This is a genomic window from Cryobacterium sp. M91 (assembly GCF_002929615.1).
Lineage (GTDB): Bacteria > Actinomycetota > Actinomycetes > Actinomycetales > Microbacteriaceae > Cryobacterium > Cryobacterium levicorallinum.
Genome location: NZ_PJJT01000081.1, coordinates 38030 through 51539, shown reverse-complemented (window position 1 = coordinate 51539; position 13510 = coordinate 38030). Strand labels below are relative to the sequence as shown.

Annotated in this window: 12 protein-coding genes and 1 tRNA gene; 3 read left to right on the top strand and 10 right to left on the bottom strand. The window is 63.2% G+C overall.

All coding sequences use genetic code 11. The annotated features are described in order from the left end of the window. Window positions 1-23 precede the first annotated feature (23 nt). From CXY80_RS07845 to aceB, 3 genes are all read right to left on the bottom strand, one after another. Window positions 24-584: an alternate-type signal peptide domain-containing protein gene (locus tag CXY80_RS07845; protein ID WP_092448377.1), complete on the bottom strand. Its 561-nt coding sequence runs from the start codon at window positions 582-584 to the stop codon at window positions 24-26. Window positions 585-795: 211 nt separating this feature from the next. Next, complete coding sequence (locus CXY80_RS07840; RefSeq protein ID WP_104132151.1) at window positions 796-1365, bottom strand: alternate-type signal peptide domain-containing protein; 570 nt, start codon at window positions 1363-1365, stop codon at window positions 796-798. Window positions 1366-1612: 247 nt separating this feature from the next. Then, window positions 1613-3301 (bottom strand): malate synthase A, encoded by a 1689-nt coding sequence (aceB, locus tag CXY80_RS07835; protein WP_092448379.1) that lies wholly within the window; start codon window positions 3299-3301, stop codon window positions 1613-1615. 267 nt (window positions 3302-3568) lie between these two features. Here aceB and CXY80_RS07830 point away from each other — a divergent pair, with 267 nt between their 5' ends. The 3 genes from CXY80_RS07830 (at window position 3569) to CXY80_RS07820 (ending at window position 7740) form a co-directional block, all read left to right on the top strand. Beyond that, window positions 3569-5050, top strand: a complete 1482-nt coding sequence (locus CXY80_RS07830) for an XRE family transcriptional regulator (protein ID WP_092448380.1) — start codon at window positions 3569-3571, stop codon at window positions 5048-5050. A 252-nt stretch (window positions 5051-5302) separates the two neighbouring features. Beyond that, the gene (locus tag CXY80_RS07825) at window positions 5303-6271 is read left to right on the top strand and encodes an ATP-binding cassette domain-containing protein (protein ID WP_104132150.1); all 969 of its coding nucleotides are present in this window, start codon (window positions 5303-5305) and stop codon (window positions 6269-6271) included. Window positions 6272-6375: 104 nt separating this feature from the next. Further along, window positions 6376-7740, top strand: coding sequence for an NAD-dependent succinate-semialdehyde dehydrogenase (locus CXY80_RS07820; protein ID WP_104132149.1), 1365 nt, complete (start codon window positions 6376-6378; stop codon window positions 7738-7740). A 270-nt stretch (window positions 7741-8010) separates the two neighbouring features. Here the strand turns inward: CXY80_RS07820 and rplA are convergent, their stop codons facing one another. From rplA to CXY80_RS07785, 7 genes are all read right to left on the bottom strand, one after another. After that, window positions 8011-8700: a 50S ribosomal protein L1 gene (gene rplA, locus CXY80_RS07815; RefSeq protein WP_092448383.1), complete on the bottom strand. Its 690-nt coding sequence runs from the start codon at window positions 8698-8700 to the stop codon at window positions 8011-8013. Between the two features lie 123 nt (window positions 8701-8823). Continuing rightward, window positions 8824-9255, bottom strand: a complete 432-nt coding sequence (gene rplK / locus CXY80_RS07810) for a 50S ribosomal protein L11 (protein ID WP_092106326.1) — start codon at window positions 9253-9255, stop codon at window positions 8824-8826. Window positions 9256-9391: 136 nt separating this feature from the next. Beyond that, window positions 9392-10345, bottom strand: a complete 954-nt coding sequence (nusG, locus tag CXY80_RS07805; RefSeq protein WP_104132148.1) for a transcription termination/antitermination protein NusG — start codon at window positions 10343-10345, stop codon at window positions 9392-9394. Between the two features lie 100 nt (window positions 10346-10445). Further along, complete coding sequence (secE, locus tag CXY80_RS07800) at window positions 10446-10718, bottom strand: preprotein translocase subunit SecE (RefSeq protein WP_092448385.1); 273 nt, start codon at window positions 10716-10718, stop codon at window positions 10446-10448. Between the two features lie 42 nt (window positions 10719-10760). Then, window positions 10761-10833, bottom strand: a tRNA-Trp gene (locus CXY80_RS07795). Window positions 10834-11049: 216 nt separating this feature from the next. Beyond that, window positions 11050-12504, bottom strand: coding sequence for an NAD(P)/FAD-dependent oxidoreductase (locus CXY80_RS07790; protein WP_233195138.1), 1455 nt, complete (start codon window positions 12502-12504; stop codon window positions 11050-11052). After that, the gene (locus CXY80_RS07785; protein ID WP_104132147.1) at window positions 12501-13343 is read right to left on the bottom strand and encodes a UbiA family prenyltransferase; all 843 of its coding nucleotides are present in this window, start codon (window positions 13341-13343) and stop codon (window positions 12501-12503) included. Before CXY80_RS07785 ends, CXY80_RS07790 begins: the two co-directional genes overlap by 4 nt. Window positions 13344-13510 lie beyond the last annotated feature (167 nt).

Sequence of the window (13510 nt, the reverse complement as noted above, 5' to 3'; positions counted from 1 at the left end):
CTCCATTCTGGGCACAGGGGCAGTTACAACGTCTGCGAAAGGATCACCGCGAGGCCGGACAGGTAAACCGCCCCGGTCTTCGCATCGTCGTCAACCGCGGCGTCTTCTGGGAATGCGATCGTGACGGTAACGAGAAGCTCATGCTCGCCAGCAGTCAGGTCGAACCCCGTGCGACCAACGCCCACACTGGCGCCAACCCCTCCGCCTTCAACCACCTCGACCGTGGTGGCTTTTGTGAGGAGCTCTTCCAGCGCCAGGTTCGCTTCCACGTCGTCGGAAATGATCGAGCCATGGTCGATGACAATTTGCGCCAGGATATTATCGCCCTGCGCGTCCACGTTAAGCACGGACTCGTAGGTGAGGATGTCACCCGGAACAATGAGGTATTCGTCGATGCTGGTGATCGCGTCGTCGTCCTGATCGGCCCAGGTACCTTCCTCCGCCTCGACCGTCAGCGTTCCAGCCGTGATGGTCGCACCGGCGATTGCCACGGTGTCATTCCACAGCGCGAACGTCCCGGCCCCGCCGAGGAGAAGTACGATACCGGCCGCACCTGCTATTGATCCCGTGAGGATCTTGTTCATGAAGTTCTTCCTTTACAAAAGTCGAGGGAAACGAGAAGAGATGGACCCCTTAGCGTCTTGCGCCGACGTTTAGGACAGGATCGGCGACATCCGTTCAAAGCCCGAATCAGCCTGCTCCTGGGCAGACCTGGCTACACGGCCAACGGGGAGAGTCGCGCGTTCGAATGTAAATTTCACGCGACTCTCCGCTCGCTGGCCTGCCGAGGAGTTATTAAAGGTGCTGCGTCAGCTTGACCCCGAGCTCGGACAGGTTGACCGATCCGGTCTTCGCAGCGTCGTCGTCTTCGTATTCGGCCGGGAATTTGATCGTGACGATCACCTGGTATTGAACGGAACCTTGCAGGAGTTCGAAATCAATTGACTGGTCGCCCCGAACGGGGGCCGGGCCGGCAGGACCCTCGTGGCGAGACACTTCCACCGCGGACACGTCGGTGTACTCCTTGAGAATCTTCTCGAGCGCCTTGTCTTCGGCAGAGTCGCTGTTCGCAGTGAGCTGACCCTTGTCGACAGACAGCAGCGCCTTGATGTTGTCACCGAGAGCTTCCACGTCGAGTAGCGTCTGGTAGGTGAGGGTGTCACCCGGAACGATGCGGTAGTCCGCAATATTAATCGCGGCCTCCGTCTGGTCTGTCCAGACGCCTTCCCCCGCTTTGACCGTCAGTGTGCCAGCCGTGATGTCCGCACCGGCGACCGCCGCGGTGTCATTCCAGAGCGCGAAGGTTCCCGAGCCGCCGAGGAGAAGAGCGGCAACAGCAGCGCCGGCGATAAAGCCCTTGATCATTCTGTTCACAATTGTGCCTTTCAATTTTCGGTTTTTGGTGTGAAATAATGAAATGTTTTCACTATTCCCAACCAGAACCTTAGAGTTGAAAAAAGCTCAGGTATTCCCCCATTGGGTACTCACGCCCCAAGTGAGGGATGGAACACGGGTTGGCCCAAAACGAAAAAACGGGCAAACGGATGCTTCACCCCTGTGATGATGCCGGGGTGAAGCATCCATTTGCCCGCTTTCGCGAACGCCGAATGAGTTATAAGAAGCGGGCGTACGCTCCGACCGTCAAGAAGGTCGGGAACTCGGGCTCGAGCGCCGACGTGCGCAGCACGGTGAGGGCGTCGTCGAAGCGGTCGGTGGGGGTGCGCTCGAGGCCGTCCACGATCTCGTCGAGCACCTCTTCGACCCAGTCGGAGTCGATTCGGCGACCCTCGGCGGTGACCGAGTTCTCGTGGATCCACTGCCAGAGCTGCGAGCGGGAGATCTCCGCGGTAGCGGCGTCTTCCATCAGGTTGTCGATTGCCGCAGCACCAACGCCGCGCAGCCAGGACTCGATGTAGCGGAGCGCTATGAGCACGTTGCCGCGCACGCCGGCCTCGGTGATCTGACCGCCGACCGAGGCGACGTCGAGTAGCTGGGCCGCCGTCACACTCACCTCGGGGCGGGTGCGCTCGACCTGGTTCGGCCGGTCGCCGAGCACCTTGTCGAACTCGGCCTGCGCGGTCGGGATCAGGTCGGGGTGCGCCACCCAGGAACCGTCGAAGCCGTCGGTGGCCTCACGCTTCTTGTCGGCGGCGACCTGGGCGAGCGCCTGCTCGGTGACGGCCGTGTCGCGACGGTTCGGGATGAACGCGCTCATGCCGCCGATGGCGAAAGCTCCGCGGCGGTGGCAGGTGGCCACGAGCAGCTCCGTGTAGGCCCGCATGAACGGCACCGTCATGGTGATCTGCTTGCGGTCAGGAAAGACGAAGCGACTGCCACGAGCCCGAAACGTCTTGATGATGCTGAAGATGTAGTCCCAGCGGCCGGCGTTCAGCCCGGCGCAGTGGTCGCGCAGCTCGTAGAGGATCTCGTCCATCTCGAAGCCGGCCTGAATCGTCTCGATCAGCACGGTGGCACGCACGGTGCCGTACGGGATTCCGAGACGCTCTTCGGCATAGGTGAAGATGTCATTCCACAGGCGGGCTTCCTTGTGGCTCTCCAGCTTGGCGAGGTAGAAGTACGGGCCGGTGCCGTTTTCGATGAGCTTCTTGGCGTTGTGGAAGAAGTACAGGCCGAAGTCGATCAGGCTGCCCGAGGACTTCATGCGACGGTTGGCTGCATCAACGAAGGTCACGTGCTTCTCGACCAAATGCCAGCCACGCGGACGCATCACGATGGTCGGCGTGGTCTTGTTCGTGATCTCGTATTTTTTGCCCTCGGGGCTCGTGTAGCTCAGCTGGCCGCGCACCTGGTCGAACAGGGTCAGCTGGCCCTCGATGACGTTGGTCCAGGTCGGGCTGGTGGCGTCTTCCTGGTCGGCGAGCCACACCTTGGCGCTCGAGTTGAGCGCGTTGATGGCCATCTTGCGGTCGGTCGGACCAGTTATCTCCACGCGGCGGTCTTCCAGACCGGGTCCGGCTCCTGCAACGCTCCAGGTTGAATCCAAGCGGATGCTCTCGGTAACGCTTAGAAATTTGGGGTCGCGACCATTCGCGGCATCCACTCGAGTCTGCAGCCGGGCAGCGAGCAGGTCGTGCCGAGTGCCGGCAAAATGCTCGTGCAGCTCGGCGAGAAATTCGAGGGCGTCCGGCGTGAGGATCTCGTCGTAGCGGTCTGCGAGCGGGCCGGTCACCTCGAGGTGCGGGCGGATGGTGGCGAAGCTGCCGGTCGTGGTCTTCACCTTGTCGGTCTTGATCGGCGCGGAGGTGACCGTCTGATCAATGGTCGGGTTTGGGGTGTTCATGGTCTGGCTCCTTGCGAAAGTAGGTGAAACCGACAGGGGGCGAACCCGAATTGCGGTGCGCCCGATCTCAGGCTGAATGGTGGTGGAACGGTTCTGCTTCGGTCGAACCGATGAGCGCGAGGGTGGATGCGTTCAGTGTTCAAATCGTCGTTACTGGCCTGTGTTCATACTCTGCCGGGTCTGCACGCTACAAAACCAAAATATACCGGCAGAAGAAACCCTGTTCTTCTGATTGTGGAAACTTTTGAATCGTGTGACACTGTGTGAATGGTTCCCGCTGAAGCCCTCGCCGCCCTGTCGTCCCTCGCCGTCGATGAACCCGAGCTCGACGCTCTCACCCTCGGGCGCCGCATCCGCGAGCTGCGTACCGCCCGCCGCATGACGCTCGACACCCTCGCCGCCGCCATCGACCGCGCGCCGTCGCAGGTGTCGATGATGGAGAACGGCAAGCGCGAACCGCGCCTGTCCATGCTGCGCACGATCGCCCTCGCCCTCGGCACGACCGTTGATGAATTGATGCGAACGGATGCCCCCTCCGAGCGAGCCGCACTGGAAATCTCGGTCGAACGCGCCCAGCGCGGCCCGGTGTTTCAGGCGTTGGGCCTCCCCCGCATCCGTGTGAGCAAGGGGCAGAGCGACGAAACGCTGCACACCATTCTGAGCCTGCACAACGAGATCGACCGGCTCAACCGGGAACGAGCCGCGACCCCGGAGGAAGCCCGGCGGGCTAACTCGGCCCTGCGCCAGATCATGCGGCAGCAGGACAATTATTTTCCCGAGCTTGAGGCCCAGGCCCTCGAAATTCTCACCGCGGTGGGGCATTCCGGCGGCCCGGTATCGCAGCAGCTCGTCGCCGACATGGCCACCCATCTGGGCTTCTCACTGCACTACGTGAACGATCTGCCGCACTCCACCCGGTCGGTCACGGACAAACGCAACGGGCGGATTTACCTGCCGACGAACCGCTCGGCCTCTCGGGATTCCCGCTCCCCGATCGTGCAGGCCTTCGCCAGCGAACTATGCGCACACGAGGAACCGAAAAATTATGCAGAATTTCTGCGTCAGCGGGTGGAGACGAACTATCTCACCGCCGCCATTCTGCTGCCGGAGCGTGATGCCGTTCGCATGCTGACCGAAGCGAAGACCCTGCGGCGCATCTCGATGGAAGACCTGCGCGACGCCTTCGCCGTCTCCTACGAAATGGCCGCACATCGCTTCACCAACCTCGCCACCGCCCGGCTCGAAATTCCGGTGCACTTCATGAAGGTGCACGAGTCGGGCACCATCATCAAGGCCTACGAGAACGACAATGTGCGCTTTCCCAGCGATGCGCTCGGCGCGGTCGAGGGCACCACGGTTTGCCGCAGCTGGACCGCCCGCACCGTATTCGACGTTGCCGATCGCTTCAGCGCCTGGTACCAGTACACCGACATGCCAGCCGGAAGCTTCTGGTGTACCTCACGCGTCGAGAAGGCCAAGGAGGGCGAATACTCGGTGAGTGTGGGCGTTCCCTTCGCCCACGTGAAGTGGTTTCGCGGGCGTGAAACGTCAAACCGCGCCGTGTCGCTCTGCCCGGACGAGTCGTGCTGCCGCCGGGCGCCCGACAACTTGGCCGACCGCTGGGCCGGGCAATCCTGGCCAGCCGCGCGCACGCCGACCAGCCTGCTCGCTGCACTGCCCACCGGAACATTTCCCGGCGTCGACCAGACTGAGGTCTACCAGTTTCTCGAGGCCCACTCGCCGCACTGAGCACCACGATGACCCGGCGGCGGAGGATTCACTGGGTCTAACTGGAAGATTACTGGGGTGTGAGCATCCGCTCAAAAAAAGAAAAACAAACCGGTACGTTGTTGGCACCGGTATTAGCTAGCATTGGGTAGACGTGAGGGTGCTGTCGAGTCTGGCACACGCTCACAGCCCCATGCACCAGAGAGTTTCGGTTGTGAGCGTCAGTTCCACGTTTCAGTCCCTGCTCTCGCCCTACTGAAATGCGAGCTGACCATGACTGATGCTCGCGCCGTTCTTCGTCGGATCAATCTCGCCGTGCGGACAGGAATCCCCTCGGCCGAGTCGGCACTCACGCCGCCGGACGAGTCGCTCGATCCCGCCGCGCCGACTGCACCGACCGCGGAGACCACGGCTCCGCTGCCGTCGCACTGGTTTCGCTCGGCGGCCGTGCTGGACGTGCGCGGACTGCGCGTTGCTGCGGGAGCCCGCCCCGACGCACCGCTGCTGGTCAATGGCATCTCACTTTCTATAACCCGCGGCGAAGTGATCGGGCTGGTCGGCGACGCCAATTCCGGCGCCCTCGAGATCGCCCAGTGCATCGCCGGTCTGCTGCCGGCTCCGGCGGTCATCCGTTCCGGGTCGATTCTGTTCAACGGCGGGGAACTGGTTGGTCTGCCCCCGCGACCGCGCGACCGGCCGCGGGACGCAAGGATCGCCTACCTGCCGCGCGATCCACTCGGCAGTCTCGACCACGGAGTGACCGTCGGAACGAAGCTGACCGCACCGCTGCGTTACCTCGGCCTGGCCAAGACGGCCGCCTATGAGCGTTCGCTGGCCCTGCTGGATCAGGCTGGGGTCGAGCGCCCGGAGGACACGTTCATGTCCTACCCGCACCAGCTGTCGCACGTGGTCGCCCAGCGCGTACACATTGCCGCTTCACTCGCGAGCAAGCCCGACCTCGTCGTGGCCGATAACCCCACAGACGCCCTGGACGCGTCAGACAGCTCAGACATTCTGGACCTGCTGCGGATGTTGCAGCGCGACAACGGGCTGACGATGATCATGGTCACGCGCTCGATCAGCGTGGCGGCGCTAACCTGCCAGCGGGTCGCCGTTGTTCGTTCCGGCACAATCGTGGAATATGCTTCGGTCGCCGAACTCTTCGGCTCGCCAAAGCATCCGCATACCCGCGAACTGCTGCATGCGGAGCAGAATCAGTGGCCAGGGAGCCCCGCGCTGTAGCTTCTGCGGCTGCGTCGTCTTTAATCATCCGCTGCTATATCTTTGACAAACCAGAGTTTGCATCGGCGCCGGTATTTGGTGCCTGACCAGTGAAGGATAAGCCTATGACCAGCTACGCAGTCATCAACCCGGCCACCGGGGCGACAGTCAAGACCTACGACACAATCTCGGATGCCGACCTCACCACCGCGATCACCGCCGCAGACGACGCCCACACCTGGTCGCGCTCCGTCAGCGTCGATGATCGCGCAGCGCTCATCCGCCGCGTGGCCGAACTGCACCGCGAGCGCCGCCAGGAGCTTGCCGAGATCATCGTGCGCGAAATGGGTAAGCCCATGGAGCAGGCCCTCGGCGAGGTCGACTTCAGCGCCGATATTTACGCCTATTACGCCGACAACGCGACGGACCTGCTGAAAGACGAGGCCATCACCCTGCTCGCCGGCGAAGGTTCGGCGCTCATGCGTCGCAGCTCACTCGGCGTGCTGCTCGGAATCATGCCGTGGAACTTTCCTTATTACCAGGTTGCCCGGTTCGCCGGACCAAACCTGATCATCGGCAACACCATCCTGCTCAAGCACGCCGAGCAGTGCCCAGAATCGGCCGCCGCGATCGCGCAGATCATGCTCGACGCCGGTTTCCCCGAGGGTGCTTACACCAACCTCTACGCTTCCCATGATCAGATCGCCACGGTCATCGCCGACAAGCGCCTGCAGGGTGTCTCGCTCACCGGTTCGGAACGCGCCGGAGCGGCGATTGCTGAGCTGACCGGACGCAACTTGAAGAAGGTCGTGCTCGAGCTCGGCGGCTCCGACCCGTTCATCCTGCTCTCCACCGACGACCTGGATGAGACCGTCGGTGCCGCCGTGGCTGCTCGCATCGACAACAATGGCCAGGCCTGCAATGCTGCCAAGCGCTTCATCGTCATCGAGGAGCTATACCAGCCCTTCCTCGAAAAGTTCACGGCGGCAATCAATGCCGTCGAGCTGGGCGACCCGACCAAAGACGGTACCGGACTCGGGCCGCTTTCCTCGAAAAAGGCCACCGAGACTCTGACCGAGCAGGTTGCGCGCGCGGTGGCTCAGGGTGCCACCCTCGTCACGGGCGGAACCGCTGAGGGCAACTTCTTCGCCGCAACCGTGCTCACCGACGTGTTACCCGGGTCCGATGCCTTCCACGAAGAATTCTTCGGCCCGGTCGCACAGATCTTCAGCGTCCCCGACGAGGCCGCAGCACTAGCATTGGCCAACAACACTCCGTTTGGCCTGGGTTCCTACGTCTTCACGACCGACCCAGAGCAGGCACTGCGCGTGGCCGACGGCATTGAGGCTGGCATGGTCTTCATCAATTTGGTCGGCGCCGACGGTGCCGAGCTGCCCTTCGGTGGCGTCAAACGTTCCGGCTCGGGGCGCGAACTGGGCCGTTTCGGTGCCGACGAATTCGTCAACAAAAAGATGATTCGCATCGGCTGACCCGTCCGCTGCGGCAGCTTCTCAGCGGATGCGCGCGCCCCCTACGGCTGCGCGCTACGCCACAGCTACCGGAGCGCGTACCCGACTGGGCACGGCCGAGACAAGCGATGGCGGCGGGTTGCTCGCGGGGTGTCGAGTGTTGAGCTGAGGAGCTGAGGAGCAAGTGCTCCCTGCCAGCGCGACCCACGGAGAACCAACCCGGCCATCATCATCCGTTTAAATGAAGCAGGGCCCGTCCGAAGACGGGCCCTGCTTCAGTGAAGCGGATGCTTAGATGCTGTTGACATCGAGCTGGATGCCAGGACCGAAGGTGGTCGAGACGACGCCCTTCGTGATGTAACGGCCCTTGGACGAGCTCGGCTTGAGGCGAACAATCTCTTCGAGCGCTGCGGAGATGTTCTCGTTGAGCTGCTCGGCGGAGAAGGATGCCTTGCCAACGACGAAGTGCACGTTGGAGTGCTTGTCGACGCGGAATTCGATCTTTCCACCCTTGATGTCGGACACGGCCTTGGCGACGTCGGGCGTCACTGTTCCGGTCTTCGGGTTCGGCATGAGGCCACGCGGGCCGAGAACCTTTCCGAGACGACCGACCTTACCCATGAGCTCGGGGGTCGAAACGGCGGAGTCGAACGAGGTGTAACCAGCGGCTACCTTCTCGATAAGCTCGTCGCCACCGACCTCGTCGGCGCCGGCTGCGATAGCGGCTTCGGCGGCCGGGCCGGTTGCGAAGACGATGACGCGGGCGGTGCGGCCGGTGCCGTGCGGGAGGATGACGGTTCCACGAACCATCTGGTCGGCCTTGCGCGGGTCGACTCCGAGGCGGAGGGCGACCTCAACCGTGGAGTTGAACTTCGCGGAGCCGGTCTCCTTGGCGAGGGTGACGGCTTCGACGGGCGTGTAGAAGTTGTCTTCGCCGATTTTCGCGGCGGAGGCGCGGTACGCCTTTGACTTGGTTGCCATGTGAAATCTCCTGTATGTACTTCAGAGTGTGGTGCGAGCCTGGCAGGCTCTTCCACTAATTGCTTAGGGTGCTCACGCGCCGTGTGGCGCAGAAGCGAGGGGGTGTTCGCGCAGTTGTTGGTGCTAGGCGCTGACCGTGATGCCCATGGAACGGGCGGTTCCGGCGATGATCTTCGCGGCGGCGTCGATGTCGTTGGCGTTGAGGTCAACCATCTTCGCTTCAGCGATCTCGCGAACCTGAGCCTGCGTGAGGTTGGCAACCTTGACGGTGTGCGGGGTTCCGCTGCCCTTGGCGACGCCGGCAGCCTTCTTGATGAGCTCCGCTGCGGGCGGGGTCTTCAGGATGAAGGTGAACGAACGGTCGTCATAGACGGTGATCTCAACGGGGATGACGTTGCCGCGCTGGGCTTCGGTCGCTGCGTTGTAGGCCTTGCAGAACTCCATGATGTTAACGCCGTGCTGACCCAGTGCCGGCCCGATGGGCGGTGCGGGGTTGGCTGCGCCGGCCTTGATCTGAAGCTTGATCAGACCGGTAACCTTCTTCTTCGGTGCCATTGTGTTGTCCTTCGTATTGATGTGCGAGCTGCCCCGAAGGACTGCTCTCCCGGTGGCCCGGATGGGCCCCGGTGGTTTGGGAACCTAGCGTGGATGACCCGCGCGGGTCATCCGTTCTGCCGGTAAGAGGTGCTGGTTAGAGCTTGGTGACCTGGTCGAAGCTGAGCTCGACCGGCGTCTCACGCTCGAACAGGGAAACGAGCACGATGAGCTTGCCGCTCTCCGGCTTGATCTCGCTGATCGAACCGGGCAGGCCCGCGAACGAGCCTTCCTTGATCGTGATGGTCTCGCCGATTTCGTAGTCGACCTCAGCAGCGATGACGCGCTGCGCCGACTTTCCGGGGGCGCCCCCAGCTTTGGTCGGGGCTTCGACGATTTCGACGAGTCCCTTGAGCATGCCGAAGGCCTCTTCGAAGCGCAGCGGCGTGGGGTTGTGGGCGTTGCCGACGAAGCCGGTCACACCGGGGGTGTGGCGAACAACCGACCAGCTGTCTTCGTCGAGGTCCATGCGCACGAGCACGTAGCCCGGGATGCGCACACGGGTGACCATCTTGCGCTGGCCATTCTTGATCTCGACGACATCTTCCATGGGAACTTCGCACTGGTAGATGAAATCTTCCATCGCCATCGACTGCTTGCGGTTCTCAATGTTCGACTTCACGCGACGCTCGAAACCGGCGTAGGAGTGAATGACGTACCACTTACCCGGCAGCAAGCGCAGCTCCTTGCGGAAAGCTTCGTAGGGGTCGATCTCGGCGTCGTCTTCTGCATCTTCGGCGTTGACGAGCTTGCCTTCATCTTCGACGGCTTCGACGGAGGCGTCGGCCTCTTCGGCGGAATCAATGTCGAGGGCGCCGTCGACAATGGCGTCAGCTTCGGGATCGGCGGACTCGGCCAGGGCATCGAGAGCGGCGTCGAGGTTGACCTCAACGTCGTTGTTCTCGTCGATGACGTGCAGGGCAACCTGCTCTGCGGCCTCTACGGAGTCTTCGTCGGCCGCGAGGGTGTTGCCCTCTTGCGCTTCGTCGTCCTCGGAGGACTGCTCAGCGGCAGTGGCCCAGTCGACATCGTCGTGCTTCGTCTCAGTCACTAAATCTCAATCCTTATTTGTTCTACGTGTTCAAGTGTGTATGGGCACGGGTGCCAGTAATGCTTGGCGGTCCGATCAAAGCGGATGCCGGTGGCGGGAGTTATCCCGGCGTTCCGAAGACGTAGAGAACGGCGAGGCCGAACACCCAGTCCAGGAGCGACACGATGCCCATCATGATGACAACGAAGACGAGCACGACGCCGGTGTAGCTCAGCAGCTCTTTACGAGTCGGAGTGACCACCTTGCGCAGTTCTGCAAAGACCTGCTTGATAAACAGGGACAGCCGAGCGAAAGGTCCACGACTTGACTCGCGTGCCATTCGTGCGTTCGCGACGATTTCCTCACCGGGTTCGTCGACAACTTTTCGGGCCACCTGTTTACACCTCTCATGGTCGGCGGACTAACCACCGATGTGCAGGGCGGACAGGACTCGAACCTGCAACCTGCGGTTTTGGAGACCGCTGCTCTACCAATTGAGCCACCACCCTATGGAAGTAAATTCACCCTGCAGTTCTACGTTCTCCGGCGATTTACCACTCAGAAAAAGGCGCAGAAAAGCATGGCAGAATTCAACTACCTTGAACCAGTCTAGGTCACGGACCGGCCACTGTAAAGCTGAGACGAGTTCGCGCCGAAGTACGATCCTTGTTTCAGTGCTAGCTTGGCACACTCTCGCGGTCGGCGGGATTGCGGCCGGCGACGGGTCAGTGACCGTCCAGCCGGCCGATCAGCTTGTGCATCGCGGTCATGGCTCCCCCGAGCACGGCCGGGATGCCGCCACCGGGGTGTACCGAGGCGCCCACCCGCCAGAGCCACGGGTGCGCCCGGCTGGTATACCCGGGTCGGTGGAATGGGCCGCTCTGCCAAAGTGGATTGGTCGCGCCATACAGCGCACCCCCCGCGGAGCCCCAGCCGGCGAAGTAGCGCGGGTCGAGCATGACGTGGTCTCGGAACAGCTCGGTGATGGGCCGGTCCAGTCCCACTGCGGAGCTGACCCGGGCCATCTCGTTGGCGACCCAGGGAGTGTCGAGATCGTAGTGTCGGCCGTCGGCAGGCGCGGTGAGGAGCACGGCTACCGTCGGCCGATCGTTGGGATAGATCTCGTTCGGGCGGTAATAGTTCAGAAACGCCATGGTCTGCTCCGGAGCGACGCCGGCGTCCAGGCTGCGGTGCAGCGCGGCCGGGTCGTCGGGCAGCACCACAGAATGGGTGGCCGTCCCTGCGGGCAGCGGCGCTGCGAGTGACGCGTAGACGGCCACTCCGGAGCAGGACAGCGACCGCGGTCGCGCTTTCGGCCGTCCAAGGAGCTCGTCGAGCACGCCCCGGTCAAGCCCGCTCACGATCACGTCTGCCGGGTAGGTCGCCGAAGTCGTCGACACGAGTCCGTTGCGCACAGCCGTGACGGGCTCGCCCGTGTGCACCTGTGCGCCCGCGTGGAGTGCCAGCCGATGCAGCGCCAGCGGAAGCTCATTGACTCCGCCTTCGGGGACCCAGACGCCATCGGTGGCCATGATGGCCGGCATGCTCGCATACAGCGCGAGGGTCTGCCGGGGCGAGACGCCCGCGTTGAGGGTGTGGATGGCGATGACCTCACGCAGTCCGTCGGGCATCCAGGTCAAGCCATCGAGAAAGCCCCGTGTGGTCAGCCGTCTGCCGTAGAGGCGGAATACCCGGCGCACGGCCGGGAGCGACGCCGGGCTGGCTGGGTCGGCGGTGAGCATGCTCGTGACTTCGGGTCCCAACCCACCGTGCTCGCGTTCGAACCGGGTCCAGGCCGCATGCCACGGATGCCCCGGCGGCACCGGCAGGGTGACGCTGTCACCGGCATAGAAATACCGACCGACTTCGGGCAGTTTCTTCAGGGTCAGCGCGGCGACCGCCGCGGCCTCGGCGGGAGCGGACCGCCGGGCGCCGATGGCGTCGTAACGGGCAAGCAATTCCTCCCACACCGGGGGGAAGGTGACCAGAGCCGGCCCGGTATCCACGCGCTGCCCGTCGATCTCTAGGCGTCGGCTCTTTCCTCCGATCCAGTCGGATCCTTCCAGCACGGTCACCGAGTGCCCGGCGCGGGCCAGCAGAGCGGCGGCGGTCAATCCACCAATGCCGGCACCGAGCACGACGATGCGCCGGGGAGTCGATGGCATGCGGGATCGCTTCATGGATACGTTCCTAACAGAATGGCGGCCACGACCTGGGCTCCGGCGACGGAACCAGCAACGTAGGGGAAGATGATTGAGTACCGATAAAGTCTGTGCGCCGTGGCGGGTGTTGGGTCACGCCCCAACGACCACACCAGCCAGCCGGCGATGAGCGCGTTCACCAGCGCTACCGGCCAGTTGATGAGGGCGAAACCGACGGTGGACAGCGCCCACCAGATGGCGCTCCACACCGTGGCGCCGCGCGCGCCGAGATGCACCGCAGTGGTGTGAATACGCGCAGCGCGGTCCTCGTCGATGTCCTGCACCGCGTCGTAGGTGTGTTTGGCGACGCTCCAGGCCATCAGCCCGATCGCCGCCGACCAGATCGGCTGCTCACCGACGGCGAGCGGCACGAACACCAGCGGAAAGGCATACGCGGCGTTACTCAGCGAATCCAAGTAGCGCCGAGCTTTGAAGCGCAGCGGGGGCATCGAGTAGAAGACAAAGATGACCGAGTACGCCGCGATCCAGGCCAGCGCTGCAGGCGGCAGCGTGACCAGAAAAAAGACTAGGAAGGGCACGTTGGTCAGGAGGACGCCGAGCACGATCGGGCGGGTCTCCGAGCCGAGGATTCGAGCACCCTCGTGTCCACCCTTGCGGGCGTTCTGGGCATCCGTTTCTTGGTCGAAGATGTCGTTCACGCCGTAGATCAGCAGGTTGAACGGCAGGGTCACCCAGAGTAGGAGGGGCAGCACGTCCCAGCGCCATAAATCGCCGAGGAGCCACATTCCGATGACGGTCGTGCCGATGGTGTTCACCCACAGCACCGGTCGGGAGATTTGAACCAGGCGCGTAAGCATTTTCTCACTCTAGCTAGCTCGGCGAGAGATCTCGCTACGAGGCCACACGCCGCCCCGCCGAAACGACGGTCGAGCAGCACCGCGGCCCCGTCAGGACCTCAGAAGGAGCGGATCGGCCGACCAAGAGTGCTCCCACTGACCGACTCCCGGGAGGGGATAGCTAAACT

What these genes read in the sequence shown, in the direction of transcription:
- CXY80_RS07845 (WP_092448377.1), bottom strand. Translation starts at nt 584, where the DNA reads ATGAACAAGATCCTCACGGGATCAATAGCAGGTGCGGCCGGTATCGTA.
- CXY80_RS07840 (WP_104132151.1), bottom strand. Translation starts at nt 1,365, where the DNA reads ATGATCAAGGGCTTTATCGCCGGCGCTGCTGTTGCCGCTCTTCTCCTC.
- aceB (WP_092448379.1), bottom strand. Translation starts at nt 3,301, where the DNA reads ATGAACACCCCAAACCCGACCATTGATCAGACGGTCACCTCCGCGCCG.
- CXY80_RS07830 (WP_092448380.1), top strand. Translation starts at nt 3,569, where the DNA reads ATGGTTCCCGCTGAAGCCCTCGCCGCCCTGTCGTCCCTCGCCGTCGAT.
- CXY80_RS07825 (WP_104132150.1), top strand. Translation starts at nt 5,303, where the DNA reads ATGACTGATGCTCGCGCCGTTCTTCGTCGGATCAATCTCGCCGTGCGG.
- CXY80_RS07820 (WP_104132149.1), top strand. Translation starts at nt 6,376, where the DNA reads ATGACCAGCTACGCAGTCATCAACCCGGCCACCGGGGCGACAGTCAAG.
- rplA (WP_092448383.1), bottom strand. Translation starts at nt 8,700, where the DNA reads ATGGCAACCAAGTCAAAGGCGTACCGCGCCTCCGCCGCGAAAATCGGC.
- rplK (WP_092106326.1), bottom strand. Translation starts at nt 9,255, where the DNA reads ATGGCACCGAAGAAGAAGGTTACCGGTCTGATCAAGCTTCAGATCAAG.
- CXY80_RS07790 (WP_233195138.1), bottom strand. Translation starts at nt 12,504, where the DNA reads ATGAAGCGATCCCGCATGCCATCGACTCCCCGGCGCATCGTCGTGCTC.
- CXY80_RS07785 (WP_104132147.1), bottom strand. Translation starts at nt 13,343, where the DNA reads ATGCTTACGCGCCTGGTTCAAATCTCCCGACCGGTGCTGTGGGTGAAC.